Here is a 24,841-nt window from a genome sequence, read left to right as displayed (position 1 = left end):
CTCCCGTCCGGGCGCCCGGACGGGTCCTCGGCGGGTCCTCGGCGGGCCCTCGGGCCCGGACGGGTCAGTTCGCCTCGGCGGTCTCCGGGTCCGGCGGTTCGAGCCGGGGCGCGAGCCAGGTCGGCACACCGCCCAGCAGCCGGAACAGCCGGCCGGCCTCCGCGCGCAGCCGGTCGGCGGCCTCGGGCTCCGGCTCGGCGTCCGCGAGCGAGATGAGCGCCGGGGCTGTGCCCACGAGATAGCCCAGCTCCTCCCGTATCCGCAGCGACTCCGCGAAGCCGTGCCGCGCCTCGGCCAGCTCACCCTCGCCCAGGGAGAGCGAGGCGAGGTGCCGCCAGGTGAAGGAGAGCAGGAGCTGGTCACCCCGGGCCGTGGCGCCTGCGTGCGCCCTGCGGTAGGCGGCGCGGGCCGACTGGGGCGAATCGGCGATGTTCTGGGCGATCAGGCCCCGGCGGAAGTCCAGCAGAGGGCGGCCCGGGGCCGAGGGAGAGAGCAGGGCGGCGGCCCTGCTGAGCGCCACGCTGGCCTCGTCGGCCCGGTCGCGCGCCCCGAGCAGGGTCGACGCGTACGCGAGATAGCCGCGCTCGCAGGCCGCTGCCCCGCGCTCGGAGTCGTCCTGGGCGAGCGCCTCGGCGGTGCGCAGGGCGTCCTCGGCGTCCGTCCAGCCGGCTCCCGTGTAGAGGCACCGCTCGGTCAGCAGCGAGGTCCGCTGGAGCGCGGCCGCCGGGTCGGTGGCCGCCAGGGGGCCGAGCAGTGCGGCGGCGTCGGTCCAACAGGCCCGTGAGCGCAGCCGCCATACCGCGGTCTGGAGCGGCGGATCGTCATCTGCTGTCGTTCCGGAACCAGACATGGCGGTATGCGCCACATTGCCCTCCCCGAGCGCGCCATCGAGCTGTGGAGGCCGGCCGGTGAGCACCGGTTCGGCCAGGGTCTGCGCGCATCTCAGCACGGATTGGCACGCCGGGCCAAGGGGTCGGATCAATGTCAGGTGAAAGATTTCACAATCGACCGGAACCCCGGAGGGCCCCGAAAGGCCCGCGAAGTCAGCTCATACGCAGGGCGAGGAAGAAGTCCAGCTTGTCCTCGAGGCGTGAAAGGTCACGTCCCGTCAACTGCTCGATACGTCCGACGCGATAGCGCAGTGTGTTGACGTGCAGGTGCAGCCGTGCCGCGCAGCGGGTCCACGACCCGTCGCAGTCCAGGAAGGCCTCCAGCGTCTCGATCAGCTCGGCGCGGTGCCGCCGGTCGTAGTCGCGCAGCGGGTCCAGGAGCCTGGCGGTGAAGGCGCGGCGGACGTCGTCCGGGACGAAGGGCAGCAGCAGGACGTGCGAGGCGAGCTCGTGGTGGCCGGCCGCGCAGACCGCCCCCGGCCGGGCCGCGGCGACCCGGCGGGCGTGCCGGGCCTCCTCCAGCGCGCCCCGCAGCCCCTCGGCGGAGTGGACGGCGGCGCTGACACCCAGTGTCAGACGGCCCTCGTCCGCGAGACCGGCGGAGAGCGGCGCGCGGACGGAGTCGAGCAGGGCGTCCGCGTGCAGGGCGCCGGCCCGCTGCTCGGGAGTACCGGATTCCACCGGTGCGTCCTCACCCTCGGCGTCCGGCGCGGGGAGCGCGGTCAGGGGTACGAGGGCGATGGCCTCGTCACCGGTGTGCGCCACGGCGATCCGGTCGGCCGAATCGGGGCCCGTCACGGCAGGATCGACGAGGATCTCCTCCAGCAGCGCCTGTGCCGCCCGGCCGCCCGCCGGTTCCGCGCGCGTGCTGTCCGCCGGCCACTCGACCCTGGCCACCACGACCTGCCAGTGCGGCGCCGCGCCGACGCCCGGCAGCAGGACCGGGGCCGCCACCCGCAGCCTGGCCGCGATCTCGGCGGGGGCGGCGCCCGTCTGGACCAGCTCCAGGACCTCCTGGGCGAGCCTGCGGCGTACCGCTCGGGCGGCGTCGCGGCGGTCCCGTTCGACGGCGATCAGCTGGGTGACGCCCTGGAGCAGGTCGAGCCGGGCCGCCGGCCAGTCGCCGGCGTCCGCCGCCACGGCCAGCAGCCATTCGGAGAGCACGGACTCGCGGACGTCGGGGGCCGGTGCGGGCGGCGTCCCCCTGCCGGTGTTCCGGATCGGGAACAGCGAATACGCCGTGTCGTCCACCTCGGCGCGGTACGGTCCCGGGCGTCCTGTGCGGGTCGCGGCGAGATGCCGGCCCGCCAGTTCGGCGCCGGTGCGTGGCGGCAGGGGCTCGCCGGCTCCGGCGATCTGCCGGCCCGTCGGTGACAGGACCCAGGCGTGCAGGTCCAGGTCGGAGGTGAGCAGATCGAGCACCACCTCGGGCCCGCCGCCCGCCGGTCCCGAGGTCATGAGCCTGCGGTGACGGTCGACGACCGCGGCCAGGTCCCCGGCCCGTTCGCCGGAGACCTGGCGCACCACATGCTCGGTGATCGTCGCGAACGCAACGGTCTCGTCGACCGCGAAGAGCGGCAGTCTGTGCCGCAGGCACGCCTCGACCAGATCGTCGGGAACGGCCCCCAGCTCCGCCTCGCCCGCGCCCAGACCGGCCACGCCCGCGTTCGCCAGGATCCGTACGAACGGCTCCGTGTCCGACGCGTCCTTGCGCCACGCAAGGCCCGTCAGCACCAGCTCACCGCCCGAGAGATAGCGGCTGGGGTCGCGCAGGTCCGTCGTCATGACGCCCCGGACCGAACGGTCCAGCTCGTCCTCGCCGCCGAGCAGCCGCAGGCCCAGAGCCTCGGTGTCCAGCAGTGCGCGCAGCCGCATCGTCGATTGCCGCCGTTCTCTTCGTTGGTGCGGGGGAGGCGGAGGTCACTTGTGAATGTCGGTGAGGTCACCGGTGACCGCCATTTGTTCGAATCTACAAGACGGTGAAGGGGACCAGCCAATTCCTTCATGGTTTCGGTGACTGCACCGAGTGGAGCAAGGCTTGTGTACTGGGCCACACACCGCGTCAACAACACAGGAACAGACCCGGTCGAAGGCCGCCAGGCCGGCGGGCCGGCCGTCCCCAGCCCAGCTGAACGACCCGATCGAGAAGAAGAGAGCCACTCATGGACTTCCTTCGCCCCGCCAGCTGGGAGGAGGCGCTCGCCGCCAAGGCCGAGCACCCGGCGGCCGTGCCCATCGCGGGTGGCACCGATGTGATGGTCGAGATCAATTTCGACCACCGGCGACCCGAGCACCTCCTGGACCTCAACCGCATCGGTGAACTGTCCGAGTGGCAGATGGGCCAGGACACCGTACGCCTCGGCGCCTCGGTGCCGTACAGCGCCGTCATGGAGCATCTGCGGGCCGAGCTGCCCGGTCTCGCTCGCGCCTCGCACACCGTCGCCTCGCCGCAGATCCGCAACCGGGGCGGTGTCGGTGGCAACCTGGGCACCGCGTCACCCGCGGGGGACGCCCATCCGGCGCTGCTCGCCGCGGGCGCCGAGGTCGAAGCCGCGTCCGTACGGGGGACGCGGATGATCCCGATCGACGCCTTCTACACCGGCGTCAAGCGCAACGCACTCGCCCCGGACGAGCTGATCAGGGCCGTGCACATCAAGAAGGCCGAAGGACCGCAGCAGTACTCCAAGGTCGGCACCCGCAACGCGATGGTCATCGCCGTCTGCGCCTTCGGCCTCGCGCTCCACCCCGAGACCCGCACCGTGCGCACCGGCATCGGCTCCGCCGCCCCGACCCCGGTCAGGGCGCAGGCGGCCGAGGAGTTCCTGAACGCCGCGCTGGACGAGGGCGGGTTCTGGGAGAGCGGAAAGATCATCACACCTTCCGTGGCCAAGCAGTTCGCCCAGCTCGCCGCCGGGTCCTGCAACCCCATCGACGACGTACGGGGCACCGCCGCCTACCGCAGGCACGCCGTCGGCATCATGGCCCGCCGCACGCTGGCGTGGACCTGGGAGCAGTACCGCGGAGCGGGACGCACCCTCGAAGGAGCTGCTTGATCATGCGAGTCAACTTCACGGTCAACGGCCGTAAGCAGGAGGCCGACGACGTCTGGGAGGGCGAGTCCCTCCTGTACGTCCTGCGCGAGCGCATGGGCCTTCCCGGCTCCAAGAACGCCTGTGAACAAGGCGAATGCGGCTCCTGTACGGTGCGCCTCGACGGCGTGCCCGTCTGTTCCTGTCTCGTCGCCGCCGGCCAGGCCGAGGGCCGCGAGGTCGTCACCGTCGAGGGCCTGGCGGACTACGCCCGGCACCGCGAGGACGCCCACCCCGGCACCGGCTGCGCCGCCGGCACCTGCGGCACCTCGCTCGACGCGGCCCAGCGTTGGCAGGCCAGGCCCACCGACGGGCGGAGCGCCGAGGCCGAGGAACTCTCCCCGGTCCAGCAGGCGTTCATCGACGCGGGCGCCGTGCAGTGCGGCTTCTGCACCCCCGGCCTGCTGGTCGCCGCCGACGAGCTGCTGGAGACCCGGCCCTCCCCGTCCGACCAGGACATCCGCGAGGCGCTCTCCGGCAACCTCTGCCGCTGCACCGGCTACGAGAAGATCCTCGACGCGGTCCGCCTCGCGGCCGCCCGACAGGAACAGGCGGTCCGACAGCCATGACGCCGAACCCACGAGCCACGTCCGGCCCGGCCGGCACCCCCACCCGGATCACCCAGGGCTCCAAGACCCGGGGCGGCATCGGTGAGTCCACCCTCCGTCCCGACGGCACCCTCAAGGTCACCGGCGAATTCGCGTACTCATCCGACATGTGGCACGAGGACATGCTGTGGGGCCACACGCTGCGCTCCACCGTCGCGCACGCCGAGATCCGCTCCATCGACATCGGCGAGGCCGTCGCCACCCCCGGCGTGTACGCCGTCCTGACCTACGACGACCTGCCCGCCGAGATGAAGAACTACGGTCTCGAGATCCAGGACACGCCCGTGCTCGCGCACGGCAAGGTCCGCCACCACGGTGAACCCGTGGCGCTCGTCGCCGCCGACCACCCCGAGACCGCGCGCCGCGCCGCCGCCAAGATCCGGATCGACTACGCCGAACTGCCGCTCGTCACCGACGAGGCGTCCGCGACGGCCCCCGACGCGATCCTGGTCCACGAGGGCCGCACCGACCACCACATCGGCCATGTCCCGCACCCCAACATCGTCCACCGCCAGCCCATCGTCCGCGGCGACGCGGACGCGGCGGCCGAGCGGGCCGATGTGATCGTCAGCGGGGACTACGTCTTCGGGATGCAGGACCAGGCCTTCCTCGGCCCGGAGTCCGGCCTCGCCGTACCCTCCGAGGACGGCGGTGTCGAGCTGTACGTGGCCACCCAGTGGCTGCACTCCGACCTCGGCCAGATCGCCCCCGTGCTCGGTCTCCCCGAGGACAAGGTCCGGATGACGCTGTCCGGCGTGGGCGGCGCCTTCGGCGGACGCGAGGACCTGTCGATGCAGATCCACGCCTGCCTGCTGGCGCTGCGCACCGGCAAGCCCGTAAAGATGGTCTACAACCGTTTCGAGTCCTTCTTCGGGCACGTCCACCGCCACCCCGCGAAGCTCCACTACGAGCACGGGGCGACCAAGGACGGCAAGCTCACCCACATGAAGTGCCGGATCGTGCTGGACGGCGGCGCCTATGCCTCCGCCTCCCCGGCCGTCGTCGGCAACGCCTCGTCGCTCGCGGTCGGCCCTTACGCCGTCGATGACGTCGACATCGAGGCCATCGCCCTCTACTCCAACAACCCGCCCTGCGGCGCGATGCGCGGCTTCGGCGCGGTCCAGGCGTGCTTCGCCTACGAGGCGCAGATGGACAAGCTGGCCGCGGCGCTGGACATGGACCCGGTCGAACTGCGGCAGCTGAACGCCATGGAGCAGGGCACCCTGCTGCCCACAGGACAGCCCTGCGACTCGCCGGCCCCGGTCGCCGAACTGCTGCGCCGTGTCAAGGCCCGCCCCATGCCGCCCGAGCAGCAGTGGCTCTCGGCCGACGCGGGCGGCAGCTCCGTCGACGTACGCGCGCTGCCCGGCGGACTGTCCAACACGACGCACGGCGAAGGGGTGGTGCGCGGCGTCGGGTACGCCGTCGGGCTGAAGAACGTCGGCTTCTCCGAAGGCTTCGACGACTACTCCACCGCCCGGGTACGGATGGAGGTCATCAACGGCGAACCCGTCGCCACCGTGCACACCGCGATGGCCGAGGTCGGACAGGGCGGGGTCACCGTCCACGCCCAGATCGCCCGTACCGAACTCGGTGTCAGCCAGGTGACCATCCACCCGGCGGACACCCGGGTCGGCTCCGCGGGATCCACCTCCGCCTCCCGGCAGACGTACGTCACCGGAGGCGCCGTGAAGAACTCCTGCGAGGCCGTCAGGGAACAGGTCCTGGACATCGGCCGACGCAGGTTCGGCACCTACCACCCGGCCTGGGCCACCGCCGAACTCCTCCTGGAGGGGGGCAAGGTCGTCACCGACGGCGGCGAGGTGCTCGCCACCCTGGCCGATGTGCTGGAGGACGAGGCGGTCGACATCGAGCTGGAGTGGCGCCACCGGCCCACCGAGGCCTTCGACCTGCGCACCGGGCAGGGCAACGGCCATGTCCAGTACTCCTTCGCCGCACACCGCGCGGTCGTGGAGGTCGACACCGAACTCGGGCTGGTCAAGGTCATCGAGCTCGCCTGCGCCCAGGATGTCGGCAAGGCCCTCAACCCGCTGTCGGTCGTGGGCCAGATCCAGGGCGGTACCACCCAGGGCCTGGGTGTCGCCGTCATGGAGGAGATCATCGTCGACCCGAAGACGGCGAAGGTCCGCAACCCCTCCTTCACCGACTATCTGATCCCCACCATCCTCGACACCCCGACCATCCCGGTCGAGGTGCTCGAACTCGCCGACGACCACGCCCCGTACGGGCTGCGCGGCATCGGCGAGGCCCCGACCCTGTCGTCCACCCCGGCCGTCCTCGCGGCGATCCGGGACGCGACGGGCCTGGCGCTCGACAGGACACCGGTACGACCCGAACACCTCACCGGTACCTGACGGGCCCTCAAGAACCTCCGGACGGTGCGGGAGCGCCGTGAACGTCACACTTCCCCGCGCCACGCACCGTCCGGAGCCATCGCTCAACCGCTCCATCGTCACGAAGAGTTCGTCTCGGGCCGTCCCCCGGGTCGTGCGCCTCGCATTCATCCCAAATCCCGCAGTCTCCAGAGCTCCACGCGGGTGCCCCAGTGAACCTTGGGAGTCAGGCATCATGACCCAGCAGTCCGTGGAACCCAGGACGAGCGCGGAGGACGCGGGCCCAGGCTCGCGTGTCCCCGCCGGACGGTCCTGGCTCGACCGGTACTTCCACATATCGGAGCGAGGATCGACCGTCGCGCGTGAAGTGCGCGGCGGCGTCACGACCTTCATGGCCATGGCGTACATCCTCCTGCTCAACCCGCTCATCCTCGGCGGCAAGGACGTCGACGGCCAACTGCTCGGCCAGTCGGGCCTGATCACCGCCACCGCGCTCGCGGCGGCGGCCACCACCCTGCTCATGGGCTTCATCGGCAAGGTGCCCCTCGCGCTCGCGGCGGGCCTGAGCGTGTCCGGTGTGCTCTCCTCGCAGGTCGCACCGGCCATGACCTGGCCGCAGGCCATGGGTATGTGCGTGATCTACGGGGTGGTGATCTGCCTCCTGGTCGTCACCGGCCTGCGCGAGATGATCATGAACGCCATCCCGCTCGCGCTGAAACACGGCATCACCATCGGCATCGGGCTCTTCATCGCCCTCATCGGCCTCTTCAAGGCCGGCTTCGTCCACCAGGGGGAGGCCACGCCCCTCTCGCTCGGCCCTGCCGGTGAGCTCGCCGGCTGGCCGGTGCTCATCTTCGCGGTGACCCTGCTCCTGATCTTCATGCTGCAGGCGCGCAACGTGCCGGGCGCGATCCTGATCGGCATCGTCGTCGGCACCCTGGGCGCGATCGTCGTCAACGCCGTGGGGGACATCGATCCCAAGGCGTGGAGCAGCGGCCCGCCCGAGCTGAGCGGCAGCGCGGTCTCGTCGCCCGACTTCTCGCTGTTCGGGAACGTCGAGTTCGGCGGGTGGGGCGACGTCGGCGTCATGACGGTCGGCATGATCGTGTTCACCCTCGTGCTGGCCGGCTTCTTCGACGCGATGGCCACCATCATCGGGGTGGGCACGGAGGCGAAGCTCGCGGACGACAAGGGCCGGATGCCGGGCCTGTCGAAGGCGCTGTTCATCGACGGTGCGGGCGGCGCGATCGGTGGCGTGGCCGGGGGCTCGGGCCAGACCGTGTTCGTCGAGTCCGCGACCGGCGTCGGCGAGGGTGCCCGCACCGGGCTCGCCTCCGTCGTCACCGGCCTCTTCTTCGCCGCCTGTCTCTTCTTCACCCCGCTGACGGCGATCGTGCCCGCGGAGGTGGCCTCCGCCGCCCTGGTCGTCATCGGCGCGATGATGATGCAGAACGCCCGGCACGTCGACTGGGGCGACCGCTCCGTGGCCGTACCTGTCTTCCTCACCGTGGTCCTGATGCCGTTCACGTACACCATCACCACCGGTGTCGCGGCGGGCGTCATCTCGTACACGGCCATCAAGCTCGCCCAGGGCAGGGCCCGGGAGGTCGGCGTCTTCATGTGGGTCCTGACGCTGGTCTTCCTCGTGTACTTCGCCCTGCACCCCATCGAGAGCTGGCTCGGCGTCAGCTGACACCTGCGCTGCCCTGTCAGAAGGAGATACGCCATGCTGGACATCGCCGAAGAGCTGAACCGGTGGGCCGCGCAGGGACGCGTGTTCGCCGTGGCCACCGTGGTGGCCGTATCCGGCAGCGCGCCTCGCCGGCCGGGCGCCGCCCTCGCCGTCGACAGCGACGGCACGGCCATCGGGTCGGTCTCCGGCGGATGTGTGGAGGGTGCGGTGTACGAGCTGTGCCGGCAGGCGATCGAGGACGGCGCCACCGTGCGCGAACGCTTCGGCTACAGCGACGACGACGCCTTCGCGGTCGGCCTGACCTGCGGCGGAGTCATCGACATCCTGGTGACACCGGTGCGCGCGGACGACCCCGCGCGCCCGGTGTTCGCCGCCGCGTTCGCCGCCGCGGCGGAGGGCGGGGCGGCGGCCGTCGCCCGCGTCACCGCGGGTCCCGACGCCCTGCTCGGCCGCCCCCTGCTCGTCCACCCCGACGGCACGTACGACGGTGGGCTCGGCGGGCATCCGGAACTGGACCGTACGGCGGCGGCCGAGGCCCGTGCGATGCTCGACGCGGGCCGCACCGGAGAGATCGTCATCGGCGCCGAGGGCTCCCGCTGCGGCAGCCCGCTCACCCTGCTCGTCGAATCGAGCGTCCCACCGCCCAGGATGATCGTCTTCGGGGCCATCGACTTCGCGGCCGCGCTGGTGCGCGCCGGACGTTTCCTCGGCTACCGCGTCACCGTCTGCGACGCCCGCCCGGTCTTCGCCACGGCGGCCCGCTTCCCGGACGCCGACGAGATCGTCGTCGACTGGCCGCACCGCTACCTCGCCGCCACCGACGTCGACGCCCGCACGGTGCTCTGCGTCCTCACGCACGACGCGAAGTTCGACATCCCGCTGCTGGAACTGGCGTTGCGGCTGCCCGTCGCCTATGTCGGCGCGATGGGCTCACGACGCACCCATCTGGAACGCAACGAGAGGCTGCGCGACGCGGGTGTCGCCGAGCACCGGCTGGCCGCGCTGCACTCGCCGATCGGGCTCGACCTCGGAGCGCGTACCCCGGAGGAGACCGCGCTGTCGATCGCGGCCGAGATCGTCGCGGAGCGGCGCGGCGGCAGCGGCCTGCCGCTGAAGGGGGCGCACACCCCGATCCACCACGAGAGCGTCACCTCGCTGATCCCGGTGGCCTGAACCGGACCACCGACGGCCGACGGTCCGCTCACCGGCCGAAGCGTGCCAGCAGATGCCACACCTTCTTGAGGTCCTGCGGATCGTGCCGCCCCGTCCCGGCCGCCTCCCCGATGATCCGCGCGTCGATGAAGCCGTCGACCGCGAGTGCGGCGCCCAACTCGACGTACTCCGCGCCCCGGTACTCCGGATGACGCGTCAACTCCGCGGTGGCCAGACGGAATCCGTCGTGCCATTCGACGGGGCAGGGCAGTGCCCCGGCGGCCTTCTCCACGGCCGTGCCACGGAAGCACGGGTCGAGGACGAGAGCCTCCACATGGTGGTCGAGCCGCACCGGGCCGTGTATCTGCGCCTCGATGTAGTCGTCCAGGGCGTCCCGGCCACCGGCCTCGGCGAGCGCGATGAGCCGGCTCCCGGCCGCCGCCACACCGAAGTCGGACGGTTCCAGGGAACTGTCCGGATAGCAGAACGTGGCGTGGGGCAGGGTTCCGGCGCTCAGCCTGAAGTGCGCGGACCCGAAGCGGGGCGCCGCGCCGTAGGGGGAGCGGCGGAAGTCCAGCGCGCCGTAGACCGGACGCTCGTGAGCGCTCGCGCCGTCGTAGGCGCCGCCGAAGATCCGGCTCTCCCAGCGCCAGCGGTCACCGCCGGGATGCGCGGTGAGGCCGCCGTTGCTGGTGCCGGTGACGAACTGGGAGGCGTACACCCCGTCCTCCGCCAGGCGTTCCAGCACCGTGCGGCCCGTGCCGCGGTCCGGGTGGAAGTTCAGGGTCACCCGCAGGGACGGGGCGAGCGGCGGCCCGGACGACCGGGCGGCCACATGCCTCAGGGCGCGCGCGGGGGCCTGGAGGGTGTCGGCGCTCATCGGGCCATTCTGTACGAGCGCCGACCACCTGATCCACCTCGATTTCAGCGTCCGGACTGCAGGGCCGTCCAGGTGTCGGGGCCGACGCTGCCGTCGACCGTCAGCTTCCGTGCGCTCTGGTAGTCGCGGACGGCCTTGTCCGTGTCGGTGCCGAAGGTCCCGTCGATCTTCACGGTGGTGCCCAGCGCCGCGGTGAGGGCCCGCTGGAGCCGCTTCACCGTGTCCCCCGTGGCGCCCGCGACGAGCGTCGGTGTGGTGCCGGCGGAGAGCAGCGCGGTCCAGGTCTGCGGGCCGACCGTACCGTCGGCGTCCAGGCCGCGGGCCGTCTGGAACGCCCGTACGGCGTCCTGCGTCCTGGTCCCGAAGACGCCGTCCTCGGTGCCGGCGTCGTAGCCCTGCTGGTTGAGCAGGGTCTGGACGGCCTTCACCTGCGCGCCCGTCGAGCCGGACTTCTGCGTCGTGTACGACTCGAAGCTAAGACCGTCGGCCTCGCTGCCCGAGCCGCCGCCGACCAGCTGCATGTAGTAGGTCCAGTTCCAGTTGGCGCCCGGGTCCGTGTGGTCGTTCCCGGGGGCCTCGCTGTGCCCGATGATGTGCGTCCGGTCCTTGGGGATGCCGTGCTGGTCGCACAGGTGGGCCGTCAGCGCGGCGGACGAGCGGTACATCGTGTCGGTGAACCACGACGGGTCGTCGATGAACCCCTCGTGCTCGATGCCGAGCGAGGAGGCGTTGGCGCTCTTGGCGTGGTACGCGGTGTCCTTGTCGCGCACCATCTGGGTGATCTGGCCGTCCGAGGAGCGGACCACGTAGTGGGAGCTGACCTGCGACGTTGCGTTCTGGAACCAGCTGATGGTCCCTGCGTACGAGCCCTGCGTGACGTGGATGACCACCTTGTCCACCGTCGCGGTGCGGCCGGTCGCGAAGTTGGCGGAGTTGGCGGGGACCCAGAGCGCCGCGGGGTAGTCCTCGCTCTTGGCCGTGATGTCGGCCTTCGCCAGGGGGCCCTTGTCGGGGGAGACGGGGCGTGAGGTGACCGTGACCTGTTCGCCGCCGGCGACCGTGGCCCGCAGCCCCTGGGCGAGGAAGGTGTAGACGGAGTCCGCGTAGAGGGCGGCGACAGCGCCTTCGGTCCCGCTGTAGCGGGCCACGGCCGGGTACCAGGCGTCGACGTCCGCCCGCTCGGCCGGGTCGAGGCCGAGCGTGTCGGCGTGGCTCCGCAGCACGGCCGCGCCGCCCAGGATGTTGGCCTCGGTGTCCTCGCGCAGCTCGGCCTCGGACCTGCCCGTCAGCTCGGCGGCCTTCTCCAGGGAGTGGTTGACCGGGTTGCTCACGAGGTGCATCACACCGTAGCCGTTGTCCTGGCTGGGGAGCCCGGCGTGCCCGTCCAGGTGCGTCTCGCCGTAGCCGACGGCGGCGAGCACGTCACGGGGTACGCCGTACTGCTCGGCGGCCTGTTCGAAGGCCTGGTTCATCGGGTCCGTGTCGGCGGGGGCGGCGCCGGCCGGGTGGCCCGTGGCGACGAGGACGGTGGCGGTGAGAGAGGCCAGAACGGCTGCGCGGCCTCGGGTGTGGCCGGCGGGACGTCGGGGCATACCTGCTCCAGGTCTGTGGGGGAGAGGGGGCCGTCGGCCGGTGGGGTGGGCCGGGGGCCGCTGAGTGCGCACAGGTTATCCATCTGGCAAAGGCATGACAATGATGCCTTCGTGTGTCCAAATCCCTTTCACTCCAATGGAGTTGGGGGACCGGAAGGCGCAGTTCGGTGAGGTGCGGAGGCAGGCGCCCCCGGCGGAGCGCATCCGCCCCGTAGATCCTCCGTCCGATGGGGTGTCACCCCTCTCGCGGCGCGGTGAAATCGCACACCTGGCCGCACCCCCTCCTCACGGGGGAACGGGGTCGGGAACGGCCTCTGCGAAGGCGTATAAAGGGTCCCTCCCGAGCAGCCGGCGTCCCCGATGGCCATCTCACCCCCCACGCGGCCGGCGTCACCGCGTAACGAGAGCGGAGGAGCGTCCTCATGAGCACCTCGGAAGAGATCAGCGCCTTGCTCGTCACCAGGTTCGGAACCGATCCGGGAGCCATCAGGCCCGAGGTGCCGCTCCGGCAGCTGCGGCTGGACTCGCTCGCCCTCGAAGAGCTCAGGCTGCTCATCGAGGACCGGATGGACATCGATCTGGAGGATGTCGTGCTGTCGTCGCGCGACACCGTCGGCAACCTGATCACGGCCGTGTGCGCCAAGGCCGGCGCGTGACGGGCGGCCGCAAGCCCTTCGGACCCGGGCCCGGCCGGCCGGGCATCGAGCCCTTCGGCGCCGCGGTCACCGGCATCGGTCTGGTCACCGCGGCCGGTGTGGGGGCCGAGGACGCCTGGCGCGGCGTGTGCGACACGACCGTCGCCCCCTCGGTGCCGCACCTTCCGGAACTCGACGGGCTCCCCTGCGACTTCATGTACACCGTCGACGCCCTGGACGCCACGGCCGTCCTGGGCGTCGCCGCGCAACGGCTGATGGACCGCTTCTCGCAGCTCGCGGTGATCGCCGCCCGCGAGGCGGTCGCGGACGCGGGCCTCGACGCCTCGGTCTGGGACAGCGGACGGGTCGCCGTCGTCATCGGCTCGGCCCACGGCGGCCTGCCGTTCTACGACGAGCAGCACACCGCCCTCACCGAACGCGGGGCGCGGCGCGTCTCCCCGAAGCTCGCCCCGCTGAGCGTCGTCAACGGCGCGGCCAGCAGCGTCGCCATGGACCTGGGCGTGCACGGCCCGAGCCAGGCCGTCTCCACCGCGTGCTCGTCGGGCACCGTGGCCATCGGCACGGCCCACCAGATGCTCCGCTCCGGGGCCTGCGACATCGTCGTCGCGGGCGGCGCCGAATCGGTCCGCTCCCGGCTCCTGATCGCCAGCGCCTGCCAGATGCGGGCCGTCTCCACCCGCCGCGACGACCCGCCGGCCGCCTGCCGCCCCTTCGACACGCACCGCGACGGCTTCGTCGTCGGCGAGGGCGCGGGCCTCCTCGTCATGGAGCACCCCGAGCACGCCCGCGCCCGCGGCGCCACCGTCCGCGCCCGGGTCGCCGGCTACGGCGCATCGAGCGACGCCCACTCCGCCGTCGCCCCCGACCCCGACGGCATCGGCATCGAGCGGGCGCTGCGCACGGCCCTGGCCGACTCCGGCATCGACGCCTGTGACATCGGCCATGTCAACGCCCACGGGACATCGACCGTCGCCAACGACCTCATCGAGTCCACCATGCTGCGCCGTGTCCTGGGCGAACACCCCCTCGTCACCTCGACGAAGGCCATGACCGGACACACCCTGGGCGCCGCCGGCGGCATCGAGGCGGCGCTGACCGTCCTGGCGCTCCAGCACCAGCTCGTCCCGCCGACCGGCAACCTCGACGCCCCCGACCCCGCGATCCCCGTCGACGTGGTGAGCAAGGAGGCCCGCCGCGCCAGGTTCGACTGCGCCGTCAAGACGTCGCTCGGCTTCGGCGGCCACAACGCGGCGCTCGTGCTCACCAGAGCCTGACGGGAAGCGAGGAGCATCATGCCCGAGGAGATCATCCGGTCGCTCACCGTGGACGGACTGCGTTACGGCTACCGTCTCCTGCCCCGTGACCCGGCCGGCGGAGAGCCCCCGACCGAACCGGTCCTGGTGATCGGCGGCGCGCTGCAAGGCATGTTCGGCTGGCCGCAGATGGACGAGCACCTGGGCCCGGTGGCCGATGTGCTCACCGCCGATCTGCCCGGCATGGGTTCGGCCGACCCCCTGCCGCCGGGCCCCGGCGGCCCGGTCCTGCGCGCGGCGGTCGCCGGGATCATCGACGACCTCGGCATCCCCCGGGTCAATCTCTACGGCTTCTCCTACGGTGCGGCCGTCGCCTTCGGCTACGCGCGGCAGAACCCGGGGCGTGTCGCCCGGCTGGTACTCGGCGGCGTACCCACCGACGTCGGTGAGGACCGGCTGGACTACTGGCGGCGGGCGGTCGAGGCGCTGGCCGAGGGCGACGCGGACGGCTTCGCCGCGCTGGCCACCGACGGGCTGATGTGCCTGGACCCGGACCGCCCCGTGCACCGCAGGGAGCTCGCCCGGCGCTACGTACGGCGCTCCTTCCTGCACGCCCTCGCCCACTCGGAGCACGCAGCCGACTCGCTGCGGCGGGCGCTGGACGACCGGCCCGACTTCTCCGGCGGACTGTCGGGCGTACCCGCCCTGGTCTTCACCGGGGAGCACGACACCGTGACATCGCCGGAGATCCAGCGGGAGTTCGCCGGGACCATCGAGGGGAGCCGCTTCCTCACCCTCCCGGAGTCCGACCACTGGGTCGTGCTGGAGCGCTCCGAGGAGGTCGCCGCCCTCGTGACCCGCTTCTTCACCGACCGGCCCCTGGAACCGGGGCCCGAGCCGGATCGGGCCCCGGCCACGGCGAGGCTCCCGCAGCAGGCGCGGGCCGGTTCCCCCACGCCGATGTGATGCCGCCGTTGTGATGCCCCTGCCGTGGTGGCGGCCCACCCGGGGCCGCCACCACGCCCAGGTCAGTGCTTGTGTCCCCGGCCCTTGACGTCGATCCGCACGATCTGCGGGTCGTGGTCGCTCGCCTGGTCCGCGAACTCCGCGTTGATGTGCACCACGTCGTAGTCGAAGCGGCGGATCGCGGGGCTGGTCAGGATGTGGTCCAGCGTCTGCGAGTTGCCGTCGTAGACATAGCTGTACTGCTCCTGCGCGGGCAGCGTGGTGATCAGTGGCTTGAGCACCTTGCCGCTGGTCAGTGCCTTCATCGTGGGGGAGAAGGCGAAGTCGTTCAGGTCGCCGAGCGTGACGACCCGGGCCGACCTGTCCGCCTTCAGCAGTGAGGTGACGAAGGTGTTGACCTCCGCGGCCTGCCGCACCCGCTGGGTCTCCGAGCCGCGCACCGGTTCCTGGTAGCGGCCGTGCAGCGACTGGTCGCCGCCCTTGGACGCGAAGTGGTTGCCGATGACGAAGACCGGCTCGCCGCGGAAGCGGAACTCGCCGACCAGCGGCTTGCGGCTGTTGTCCCAGGCCGTGCTCGTGGGGTTGATCCGGCCGGGCGAGACGGAGAGCGTGGCGCCCTTCTTCGTCTTCACGGCCTTCACCGCGGTGGTCGCGTCGCCGCCCGGGCGGTCGACGAAATCGACCCGGTCGGGGTTGAAGAGGAAGACGTTACGGATGTTGCCCCCGGGCTCGCCGCCGTCCTGGCCGTCGGCGGGCGCCACATAGCGCCACGCGTACCGGGGGCCGCCGGCGGCGACGACCGCGTCCGTGAAGCGCTTCAGTGTCGCGTCGGAGCCGACCGTGCCGTCGTCCACCGCGCCGTTGTCGTCCTGGATCTCCTCCAGGGACACGATGTCCGGGGACGAGAGGCTGACCGCCACGCCCTGGGCGAGCGTGTCGAACTTGGCCTGCTCGTCGTCGGCGTCGAGGTTCTCCACGTTGTACGTGGCGACGGCGAGCTCCCCGGACCGCTGCTTCCGGGTCACCTCGCGCTTCAGACCGTTGTCCACGAGCGTCCCCAGCTCGGTGGCCTGGACGTTGTAGCCGCCGTACGTCGCGTAGTCGATGACGCCCGTGGTGGAGCCGGACAGTACATCGCCCACATCGGCGACCGGGACGGGCTGCGCGGCGTCCAGCGACATCACCTTGAGCCGGCCGGTGTTCTGGTCCTCGTACGAGCGGTAGAGCGTGCCGCCGCGCCGGGTGGGGTTCTCCCGGGGCTTCACCGTCACCCAGACCTCGTCGTACGCCGTCGTCGCGCCGGTCACCCGGGTGTCGGCCATCGTGACGCGGGTACCCTCCAGCGACTCGTACAGATCCAGGGCGTACGCCGCCGGGTCCAGATCGAGGGACTCGATCGAACCGCCGTCGGCCGTGGGCACATAGGCGTCCGGCACCGAGGAGGAGTCCAGGACGACAGCGTCGGGAAGGGGGTTGCCCGAGGACAGGACGGTGGTGAGCGGTGCGGTGATCTGGGTGAGCGACTGGGCGTCGGCGGCCGGGTAGTACTCGGTGACCTGACCGCTGACCAGCACCGAGTCACCGACGGCCACGGCGGGAGCGGTCGAGCCGGTGTAGACGAACACGCCCTCGCTCGTGCGGGGGTCGTCGTCCGGCGCCGTGTCCTGGATCCAGAAGCCGCGTGAACCCGTGGTCCGTACGCCGGTGACGACGCCGGGGACCCCGCTCACCGACCGGCCCGCGAGCGGTGAGAGCCGGGTCGTGCCCTGGATGTCGTGCACCCGGACCGTGCCCGGCTCGGTCGGACCGCCGGGGTCACCCGGCTCGCCGGGTTCCGAACCGGACGTCTCGCCCGCCGCGTTGACGGGCGCCGGGGTGCCCGCGGTCAGGTCGGCGGCGTTGTCGTCGGTGTCCGCCAGGCTCGCGCCGCGCGCCACGGAAGCGGTGGCGGACGCGCCGGTCACCGGACCGCTGCCCTCGCGCACGACAGCTGCGCCGTAGCCCACGAGGTCGACGATCCGGGTGTCGGCAGCGCAGTCCCCGGCGGTCCTGCAGGTCAGCGGGGTGGTGCCGGAGACGAGCGCGACGGTGCCGCTCGCCGCGGACATCGGGATCGTCCCGGTCGCGTCGGCGGCCGGCAGATCCACCGTGCCACCGGTCCCCGCGGCCTGTGCGACGAGGTAGCGGCCGCCGGGCGCGACATCGCCCGAGAGCTCGGAGACCTGCCACCGCGATGCGGCGGAGGGCGTCCCCGGGAGGTACTGGACGCTGAAGCCGGACAGCGCGAAGGAGCTGTCGCCGGCGTTGGCCAGCTCGATGTAGTCACGGGTGAGCGTCGCACCGGAGTTGCCCCCGCCGCCGTACACCTCGGAGATGACGGCCGACGCCGAAGGTGCGGCGAAAGCGGCGGGCAGCGCGGTCACCGACAGGGTCACGGTGACGGCGGCGGCCAGCAGGGCGGAGCCGGATCTGGATATCTGCACGGTGAGCTGCCCCTCGGAGTGTGGTGAGGGCCATAAGCTATGCGCGTAGAACAGTCATGACAAGGCATCCGAGGTTAATTCCAGGAAGCGTTCCGGCGGGATCCCGGCACTGGGCACAGCCGCGTGGTTGTCCGCCCTGGACTCTTCCCACCGGTCCCCGCCCGGACCATAGTTGGATCATGGACTCTTCACTGGATGCGCAGCCCGTCCCGCCCGAGGGAACGGCACCAACACTGCCGCGTACACGTTCTCTCGGATCGCACGAGGTCGCCGCCGCACTGCTCACCGCGACGGTCGCACTTCTCATCGCCCTGGTCGCCTTCGGCAACATCACGGACTTCGGCACGAACCGGGACTTCGTGCGTCATGTGCTGGCGATGGACACCACGTTCAAGGACGAGGACCTGATGTGGCGGGCGGTCACCTCACGCACCTTGCAGGACGCGGCGTACGTCGCGATCATCGCCTGGGAGACCGTGACCGCCCTCGTCCTGCTCGCCGGCACCTGGCTCTGGGCACGTCGGAGTCCGCGAGCCCGGCAGACCTCCACGGCAGGTCTGGTGATGGTGCTGGTCCTGTTCGGTATGGGGTTCCTCGCGATCGGCGGTGAGTGGTTCGCGATGTGGCAGTCGCACGACTGGAACGGTCTGGACGCGGCCACACGCAACGTGGTCCTCAGCGGAATCGCTCTGCTGGTGGTGCTGGGGGCCGACCGGCGGGACCGTGGCAGCCCCGCTCCGTGACCTCGCCCCGTACGGCCGGCCCTCAGCGCCAGGGGATGTTCCGCCAGGGGCTGCCCTCGCTCTCCGTCAGCAGACGGTGCGCCGTGACGTTGTCCTGGTAGTAGGCGCCGTAGTCCTCACCGTCGAAGCGCAGCACCCGGCCCAGCGCATACCCCGCGGAGAAGTCCTCCCAGGAGTCGTAGGCCGACTTGCTCAGCGCACCGGCGTACACGATGGCCTGCTCGGCGTCGTGCGGGACGCAGTAACGGGCGGAGAGCCCCCACCTCGCCAGGTTCACCGCGCGGCCGTAGTCGTAGGCGACCGTCGTGGTGACCCGGCCGTCCGGCGACAGCAGCCCGTCGGCGCGGAAGCGTGCCTCGTATCTGACGATGCGCCGCACCAGCTCCTCGATGTTCCTGACCGTGTCATGACTCGCCCCGATGTCCTGGGCGTGCCCGGCAGCCGTTTCGCGCCACAGATCGGCGGAGGGCTGCTCACCGAGCCCGATTCCGAGCTGTGCACGCACCCGCAGGACGAAGTCGGGCTCGGCCGGGCTGTTGCGCGCGTCCAGCAGGTAGTCCAACTGCTCCCGCCAGGAAGCCGGTTCGGTGATGCCCCAGGTGTCGCGCAGCAGCTCCCGCTCATGGGCGTACTCGCGATAGGCAGTGCCCACCTCGTTCCACGGGACCCCGTTGCCGACCGCCAGATGGGCCCCGCACGCCAGCCCGTAGGCCAGCGGGCCGTGAAGTGCCCCGTGCCGCAGCGCGATCAGCCGGTCGCCCGCGGGGCGGTCGTTCTCCGCGTGGTGGCGCAGCCACAGCGCGCGGTGCGGGGGTGTGGCGGGGAGGAGGATCTGGGCCGGCGTCCCCGTGTTGACGGACAGCAGCTGATACGGGTCCGGCCAGTCGGTCTCCGCCAGCCACTTGAGGGAGACGGCGTGGAACACCCACTCCGGGTGCCACGGCGGCAGCATGCCCCGGGTCAGCACCCCACGGCAGCTCCGGCCGGCCTCGTCCCGGTGCGAGCGCCAGGTGATGCTGTCGGGAGCCGCGTCCACCTCGGCCTTCGGCGCGAGGATGTAGAGATCCTCGCCGGCCAGCACGCGCAGCTGTGCCTCGACGTCGCCGCGTACTCCCGCCTCGTGCAGCAGGTGTTCCGTCACGGACGGAGATATCCAGGGGGAGGCGTGGGCGGGGGTGCCCCAGGGCAGTGCGTTCATGACCAGGCGAGGTTCCGGTAGGGGCTTCGGGGGTCCCGCGTCAGGAGGCGGTGCTGGGCGAGCGACTGCGCGTACGTCGCTCCTGACGGGTCGTCCGCGTCGACGTGCATGACGCGGGCCAGTGAGTAACCGAGGGAGAACTCCGCCCAGGAGCCGTACGCCTGACGGGCCCGGGCACCGATCCGCAGCACGGCCTGCTCGGCCTCCTCCGGATCGCAGAGCCGGGCACCCAGAGCGAGCCGCACGAGGTTCACCGCCCGGCCGTGGTCGAAGGCGGTGAGGGTGTCGACCCGTTCGCCGGCGCCGAGCACGCCGTCGGCGCGGAACCGGTCCTCGTACGTGACGGCCAGCCGCAGTGCCTCATGGGCGTCGGCCGCCTCCTCGGGTCCGGAGCGGTGGCGGGCCAGCGCATCGGTGAGCGCGGCCGACCACTCGGGGGCCGTCGGGGTGCGGCCGAGCCGCCCGGCGAGGCCCTGCCGGATCCGGAGCACCGACTCGTACGTACGGCCCACGAGACGGGCGGCCAGCAGTGATTCGAGCGTCTTCCGGTAGGTGGCGCGGTCATGCACGCCCCAGGGGTTACGGAGCCGGGAGCGATCCGTCGCGTACCCCTCGTAGGCGGCGCCCAGGGCGTTCCAGACGAGTCCGTTGTGCACGGCGAGATGGGCACCGACGGCCAGACCGTGTGCGGCCGGCCCGTGCAGCGGACCCGTCCCGAGGGTCAGCAGCCGGCCGGTCCGCGGCCCGCCGGACCTGGCCTGCGCCTTCGCCCAGGCGCGGCGCTTCCCGGGCCCCGCGTCGAGCGTGACGGCGTACGGCGTGCCCGGATCGACCGTCAGCCACCGGGCGCCCGGGGGCCAGCGACGCCCGAGCTCGTCGAGACCGATCGCCTCGAACACCCAGTCGGGGTGCCAGGGAGGCAGCGCCCCGGACGTCAGCACCGTGACACACATCCGGCCCGGCGTCGCCGGATCGGGCTGTACGAGGAGCGGGGGAGTGAAGCCCGGAGTGTCCGCGTGGAGCCGGGCGACGAGCACGAAGAGCCTGCTCCCGGCCAGGGCCTCCAGGACCGCGGCCCGGTCGCCGGCCACCGCCGCTTCGTGCGGCGGACGTTCCGTCCCGGCCCCGGTGGTGCCTGTCGTCCCCGTAGCCCCCGTCGTCCCCTTCGTCACGGTCGAATCCTACGGAACGCCCGCGGTGGCCAGGGCGGCGGCCCGACAGCCCCGTTGCTACGTGAGCGGGCCCGCGGACGGCGGCCTGGCCGGGTACACGGCCAGGGAGAACGAGTGTCCCGCCGGGTCGGTGTAGACACGGACATCGCGGGGGCCGCTGTTGCTGTCGCCCGTGTCCACCGGCCGGGCGCCGAGGCCTATCGCCTCCCGCTCGGCCTCGTCCATGTCCCCCGGATCCACCAGGACGCGCAGATGCGCCTGCTGGGAGTCCTCAGGGCGGGGCCAGCTCGGAGGCGCGTAGCCGTGATCGCGGCGGACGGCCAGGTGCACACCGGTGCTCCCGACGATCTCGACGAAGTCGGGATCGTTCCCGCTCCGTGTCTCACCGCCGAGGAGTTTCGCGTAGAAGTCCGCGAGCTCAAGCGGCTCGGCGCAGTCCAGGACCAGAACACTCGTTTTCGCGACAGTCATGCCTCCACGGCTACCCGCGAAGCGGCCGTACAGGCGGATGAGGGCTGACGGGGTCCGGCGGGCCGCCGCGCGGCGCGCCCGGGACGTGGATCACGGAGCCGCGTCCTAAGGTGCGGGACATGTCAGAGAGCACGGAGCACCGGGACACCGGCACGCCCGGACCCGGCCCTTCCGATCCCCGTCGCTGGCGTGCCCTCGCCGTCTGTCTGGTCGCGGGCTTCATGACGCTGCTCGACGTCTCCATCGTCAATGTGGCGCTGCCGTCGATCAAGGAGGGCCTCGACACCCCGGAGTCCGACCTCCAGTGGGTGCTGTCGGGCTACGCCCTCGCCTTCGGCCTCGTCCTCATCCCCGGAGGCCGCCTCGGCGACGCGCGGGGGCGGCGCGCGGTGTTCATGGCGGGGCTGACCCTCTTCATCCTGGCCTCCGCCGCCTGCGGGGCCGCCCAGTCCAGCCTCTGGCTCGTCATCGCCCGGCTCCTCCAGGGCGCGGCCGGCGGACTGCTCTCACCGCAGATCTCCGCCCTGATCCAGCAGATGTTCTCCGGACGCGAGCGGGGCCGCGCCTTCGGCATGTTCGGCACCGTGGTCGGCATCTCCACCGCCGTCGGGCCGCTCCTGGGTGGCCTGTTGATCCAGATGGCCGGGGCGCGGGAGGGCTGGCGGTGGGTGTTCTACGTCAACCTGCCGATCGGCGCCGTCTGTCTCCTGCTGGCCAGACGGCTGCTCCCCGACACTCCGTCGGCCGGCCGGGTGCGCCCGCGCGACCTGGACCCCATCGGCGTCCTGCTGCTCGGGGCGGGGGTACTCGCCCTGCTGCTGCCGTTCGTCCAGGCCCAGCAGTGGCCGGGCAACGGGAAATGGCTGCTGGTCGTGGTGGCCGCGGTCCTGCTCATGGCGTTCGTCGCCTGGGAGTCCCGCTGCACACGCGGGGGTTTCCAGCCGGTGCTGAAGCTGTCGCTCTTCCGGCTCCGGACCTTCTGGCTGGGCTGTCTGATGATCCTGCTGTACTTCGCTGGCTTCACCTCGATCTTCTTCATCAGCACGCTCTATCTGCAGTCCGGGCTGCAGTACAGCGCCCTGGAGGCCGGCCTCGCGATCACCCCGTTCGCCCTGGGCGCCGGTGCGTCGGCGAGCATCGGAGGCCGACTGGTCGGCCGCTTCGGCCGGCCCCTCATCGTCGTGGGGCTCACCATGGTCGCCGTCGGTCTCGGCTTCACCGCGATGGCCGCGCATCTGGTGCCGGGCAGGGGCGCGGGGCTCGCGATGGCGGCGCCGCTGCTGCTGGCCGGCCTGGGCAGCGGGCTGGTCATCGCACCCAACCAGACCCTCACCCTCTCCGAGGTCCCGGTCGACAACGCGGGCAGCGCCGGCGGCACCCTCCAGACCAGCCAGCGCGTCGGCTCGTCCATCGGTATCGCCGCGGTGGGCTCGGTCTTCTTCGCCCGGCTCGGCCCGGGCGACTGGGCGGGGGCCTACGACCACGGGCTGCTCGTCTCGGTCGCGTTCGTCATCGCGGGGCTGATCGTGGCGCTGGCCGATGTCGCGGCGGGCAGGCGGGGAAAGAGACGTATCCAGAGGTCCGATGCAGACGACGCCCCGAGGGGGACACCATGAGCGACACCGAGGACCGGGAACAGGGCGGGAACACCGCGTACGGCCACAAGCCCTTCAAGCGCTCCCGCAGCCACTTCGCCGACCGGATCACCGCCGACGGCCGGGACGGCTGGCCCGTCGAGGCAGGGCGCTACCGCCTGGTCGTCAGCAGGGCCTGCCCGTGGGCGAGCCGTGCCCTGGTCTCCCGCCGGCTGCTCGGTCTGGAGAGCGCGCTCTCGCTGGCCGTCGCCGACCCCATCCAGGACGACCGCAGCTGGCGCTTCACCCTCGACGAGGGCGGCAAGGACCCGGTGCTCGGCATCGGCTTCCTGAGCGAGGCCTACGACGCGCGGGAGACCGGCTACCCGGGCGGGGTCAGCGTGCCCGCGATCGTCGACGTACCGACCCGTTCACTGGTCACCAACGACTACCAGCAGATCACGCTGGACCTGGCCACCGAGTGGACCGCCCTGCACCGGCCCGGAGCGCCCGATCTCTACCCCGAGCCGTTGCGCGACGAGATCGACACGGTGATGGACGGCATCTACCGTGACGTCAACAACGGTGTCTACCGGGCCGGATTCGCCGCAGGCCAGGGCGAGTACGAAGCGGCGTACACCGATGTGTTCCGCCGCCTCGACATGGTGTCCGAACGCCTCGCCGGACAGCGCTACCTGGTCGGGGACACGATCACCGAGGCGGACATCCGGCTGTTCACGACGCTGGTGCGCTTCGACGCCGTCTACCACGGGCACTTCAAGTGCAACCGCTCGAAGCTCACCGAGGGCCCCGTCCTGTGGGCGTACGTCCGTGACCTGTACCAGACCCCGGGCTTCGGCGACACCGTCGACTTCGACCACATCAAGCGGCACTACTACCAGGTGCACACCGGCATCAACCCGACGGGCATCGTGCCGCTCGGCCCCGACCTGTCGGGCTGGACCGCGCCGCACCACAGGGAGCGGCTGGGCGGACGCCCCTTCGGTGACGGCACCCCGCCGGGACCGGTGCCGCCCGGCGAGGAGATCCCGGCGCGAGGCCGGCCCTGACCCGGGGGCCCGTCACCTCACACGGGACGGAGGCGCGGTGTTCGCGCTCGCCAGTGGGGAGCGGGCGAGGACGACACAGCCCACGGCGATCAGGACCAGCCCGATCAGCTGGGGCAACAGCCACCCGCCGGTCCGCAGCTCCTCGCCGAACAGCGTCACCCCGTAGGTGATGCTGATCAGCGCGTCCCCCAGCGTCAGCATCGGCTGCACCGCCACCAGCGACCCGGCCTGGAGCGCGTTCTGGAGGAGGAACAGCGCGCCCACGCCGGCCACCGCGGTGGCGTACAGCTGCCACGCCGTCAGCAGGCTGCTCACGCCCCCGCTGTCCAGCCGCGCCATGGCGTCCTTCATGAGGGCGGCGGTCAGCGCGTAACCGCAGGCGGCGGCCAGTCCGAGCAGGGCGGCCCTGGTGTTGCCGGAGGTGCTCAGCGCCGAGCCGATGAGTACGGCCAGGAAGATCCCGGTCGCCACCAGCGCCGGGATCCAGGCCACCCCCCTGACCTGGTCGCTGCCGCCGCCAGGCGCCGCTGAAGCCATGCCGAGGGCCAGGCCGAGCGTCACGGCCGCCACCCCGGCCCAGACGGTGCGCGGCACCCCGACCCGCATCATGAACCCGGCGACGAGCAGCGTCGCGGGCAGCTCGATCACGAAGATCGGCTGGACCACGGCGATGGGACCCGTGGCCAGCGCCACCGCCTGGCAGACGGCGGCGACGATCACCAGACCGATGCCGGCCAGCCACACCTTCTGCCGCAGCAGATGCCCGATCAGCGACAGGTGCATCGCCTCGTTGTCGGGGACCTTCAGGGCGGCGCGGCGCTGCATCACGGAGGCGGTGCCGTTGCTGAGAGCGGTCAGGACCGCGAACAGGACGCTGATCACCCGCCCCATCATGAGGCTCGGCACCACCCGGTCCGCGCTGCCACGCACCCCTGCGAGTGTCGCTCGCTCAAGCCCGATGCCACCGGGCCCGCGTATTCTGCGGAGGTATTGATCA

At 71.9% G+C, this 24,841-nt stretch carries 20 protein-coding genes; 11 read left to right on the top strand and 9 right to left on the bottom strand.

The genetic code is table 11. From position 1 onward, the window contains the following. Nucleotides 1–64: 64 nt before the first annotated feature. Entirely contained in the window at nucleotides 65–850 is a 786-nt protein-coding gene (locus OG623_RS05700; protein WP_406144833.1) for a hypothetical protein, read from the bottom strand. Nucleotides 851–1,043: 193 nt separating this feature from the next. Further along, nucleotides 1,044–2,765, bottom strand: a complete 1,722-nt coding sequence (locus OG623_RS05695; RefSeq protein WP_406144831.1) for a PucR family transcriptional regulator — start codon at nucleotides 2,763–2,765, stop codon at nucleotides 1,044–1,046. Nucleotides 2,766–3,052: 287 nt separating this feature from the next. Here OG623_RS05695 and OG623_RS05690 point away from each other — a divergent pair, with 287 nt between their 5' ends. From OG623_RS05690 to OG623_RS05670, 5 genes are all read left to right on the top strand, one after another. Further along, on the top strand, nucleotides 3,053–3,943 hold the full coding sequence (locus tag OG623_RS05690; RefSeq protein WP_406144829.1) for an FAD binding domain-containing protein: 891 nt from the start codon (nucleotides 3,053–3,055) through the stop codon (nucleotides 3,941–3,943). 2 nt (nucleotides 3,944–3,945) lie between these two features. Beyond that, nucleotides 3,946–4,548, top strand: a complete 603-nt coding sequence (locus tag OG623_RS05685) for a (2Fe-2S)-binding protein (RefSeq protein WP_406144827.1) — start codon at nucleotides 3,946–3,948, stop codon at nucleotides 4,546–4,548. Continuing rightward, nucleotides 4,545–6,962, top strand: a complete 2,418-nt coding sequence (locus OG623_RS05680) for a xanthine dehydrogenase family protein molybdopterin-binding subunit (protein WP_406144826.1) — start codon at nucleotides 4,545–4,547, stop codon at nucleotides 6,960–6,962. Before OG623_RS05685 ends, OG623_RS05680 begins: the two co-directional genes overlap by 4 nt. 214 nt (nucleotides 6,963–7,176) lie before the next feature. Further along, entirely contained in the window at nucleotides 7,177–8,634 is a 1,458-nt protein-coding gene (locus OG623_RS05675; RefSeq protein ID WP_406144824.1) for an NCS2 family permease, read from the top strand. A 33-nt stretch (nucleotides 8,635–8,667) separates the two neighbouring features. Beyond that, nucleotides 8,668–9,807 carry an XdhC family protein gene (locus tag OG623_RS05670; protein WP_406144822.1) on the top strand — a complete coding sequence of 380 codons (1,140 nt, stop codon included), beginning with the start codon at nucleotides 8,668–8,670 and terminating at the stop codon, nucleotides 9,805–9,807. Between the two features lie 28 nt (nucleotides 9,808–9,835). On the opposite strand, the gene OG623_RS05665 is transcribed toward OG623_RS05670, so the two are convergent. Further along, the gene (locus OG623_RS05665; protein WP_406144820.1) at nucleotides 9,836–10,666 is read right to left on the bottom strand and encodes a DUF3626 domain-containing protein; all 831 of its coding nucleotides are present in this window, start codon (nucleotides 10,664–10,666) and stop codon (nucleotides 9,836–9,838) included. 44 nt (nucleotides 10,667–10,710) lie between these two features. Next, nucleotides 10,711–12,258, bottom strand: a complete 1,548-nt coding sequence (locus OG623_RS05660) for a peptidoglycan-binding protein (protein ID WP_406144818.1) — start codon at nucleotides 12,256–12,258, stop codon at nucleotides 10,711–10,713. Between the two features lie 422 nt (nucleotides 12,259–12,680). On the opposite strand from OG623_RS05660, the gene OG623_RS05655 reads away from it, so the two are divergent. Genes OG623_RS05655 through OG623_RS05645 form a run of 3 tightly spaced genes read left to right on the top strand, consistent with a single transcriptional unit; the run spans nucleotide 12,681 to nucleotide 15,133 of the window. Beyond that, a complete protein-coding gene (locus OG623_RS05655; RefSeq protein ID WP_406144817.1) occupies nucleotides 12,681–12,914 on the top strand; it encodes an acyl carrier protein in 234 nt (77 codons plus the stop codon). Further along, the gene (locus OG623_RS05650; protein ID WP_406144815.1) at nucleotides 12,911–14,188 is read left to right on the top strand and encodes a beta-ketoacyl-[acyl-carrier-protein] synthase family protein; all 1,278 of its coding nucleotides are present in this window, start codon (nucleotides 12,911–12,913) and stop codon (nucleotides 14,186–14,188) included. The genes OG623_RS05655 and OG623_RS05650 overlap by 4 nt, the downstream gene beginning before the upstream one ends. 18 nt (nucleotides 14,189–14,206) lie before the next feature. Beyond that, nucleotides 14,207–15,133 carry an alpha/beta fold hydrolase gene (locus OG623_RS05645; RefSeq protein WP_406144814.1) on the top strand — a complete coding sequence of 309 codons (927 nt, stop codon included), beginning with the start codon at nucleotides 14,207–14,209 and terminating at the stop codon, nucleotides 15,131–15,133. 62 nt (nucleotides 15,134–15,195) lie between these two features. On the opposite strand, the gene OG623_RS05640 is transcribed toward OG623_RS05645, so the two are convergent. Next, on the bottom strand, nucleotides 15,196–17,616 hold the full coding sequence (locus OG623_RS05640; RefSeq protein WP_406144812.1) for an endonuclease/exonuclease/phosphatase family protein: 2,421 nt from the start codon (nucleotides 17,614–17,616) through the stop codon (nucleotides 15,196–15,198). Between the two features lie 179 nt (nucleotides 17,617–17,795). Here OG623_RS05640 and OG623_RS05635 point away from each other — a divergent pair, with 179 nt between their 5' ends. After that, the gene (locus tag OG623_RS05635; RefSeq protein WP_406144810.1) at nucleotides 17,796–18,359 is read left to right on the top strand and encodes a DUF2165 domain-containing protein; all 564 of its coding nucleotides are present in this window, start codon (nucleotides 17,796–17,798) and stop codon (nucleotides 18,357–18,359) included. A 22-nt stretch (nucleotides 18,360–18,381) separates the two neighbouring features. Here the strand turns inward: OG623_RS05635 and OG623_RS05630 are convergent, their stop codons facing one another. The 3 genes from OG623_RS05630 to OG623_RS05620 are packed head-to-tail and all read right to left on the bottom strand — an operon-like array spanning nucleotide 18,382 to nucleotide 21,200. After that, nucleotides 18,382–19,557: a DUF1266 domain-containing protein gene (locus tag OG623_RS05630; protein WP_406144808.1), complete on the bottom strand. Its 1,176-nt coding sequence runs from the start codon at nucleotides 19,555–19,557 to the stop codon at nucleotides 18,382–18,384. Then, complete coding sequence (locus OG623_RS05625; protein WP_406144806.1) at nucleotides 19,554–20,729, bottom strand: DUF1266 domain-containing protein; 1,176 nt, start codon at nucleotides 20,727–20,729, stop codon at nucleotides 19,554–19,556. Before OG623_RS05625 ends, OG623_RS05630 begins: the two co-directional genes overlap by 4 nt. Nucleotides 20,730–20,786: 57 nt before the next feature. Beyond that, nucleotides 20,787–21,200 carry a VOC family protein gene (locus OG623_RS05620; RefSeq protein WP_406144805.1) on the bottom strand — a complete coding sequence of 138 codons (414 nt, stop codon included), beginning with the start codon at nucleotides 21,198–21,200 and terminating at the stop codon, nucleotides 20,787–20,789. Nucleotides 21,201–21,319: 119 nt separating this feature from the next. On the opposite strand from OG623_RS05620, the gene OG623_RS05615 reads away from it, so the two are divergent. Both OG623_RS05615 and OG623_RS05610 read left to right on the top strand, forming a co-directional pair. After that, nucleotides 21,320–22,816, top strand: coding sequence for an MFS transporter (locus OG623_RS05615; RefSeq protein WP_406144803.1), 1,497 nt, complete (start codon nucleotides 21,320–21,322; stop codon nucleotides 22,814–22,816). Continuing rightward, nucleotides 22,813–23,844 carry a glutathione S-transferase family protein gene (locus OG623_RS05610; RefSeq protein ID WP_406144801.1) on the top strand — a complete coding sequence of 344 codons (1,032 nt, stop codon included), beginning with the start codon at nucleotides 22,813–22,815 and terminating at the stop codon, nucleotides 23,842–23,844. The genes OG623_RS05615 and OG623_RS05610 overlap by 4 nt, the downstream gene beginning before the upstream one ends. Before the next feature lie 12 nt (nucleotides 23,845–23,856). Here the strand turns inward: OG623_RS05610 and OG623_RS05605 are convergent, their stop codons facing one another. Beyond that, a complete protein-coding gene (locus OG623_RS05605; protein WP_406151695.1) occupies nucleotides 23,857–24,726 on the bottom strand; it encodes a DMT family transporter in 870 nt (289 codons plus the stop codon). Nucleotides 24,727–24,841 lie beyond the last annotated feature (115 nt).

It is taken from the genome of Streptomyces sp. NBC_01012, from assembly GCF_045162755.1.
GTDB lineage: Bacteria > Actinomycetota > Actinomycetes > Streptomycetales > Streptomycetaceae > Streptomyces.
Note: the sequence above shows the minus strand (reverse complement) of the source record. Positions and strands in the feature narration are given on the sequence as shown.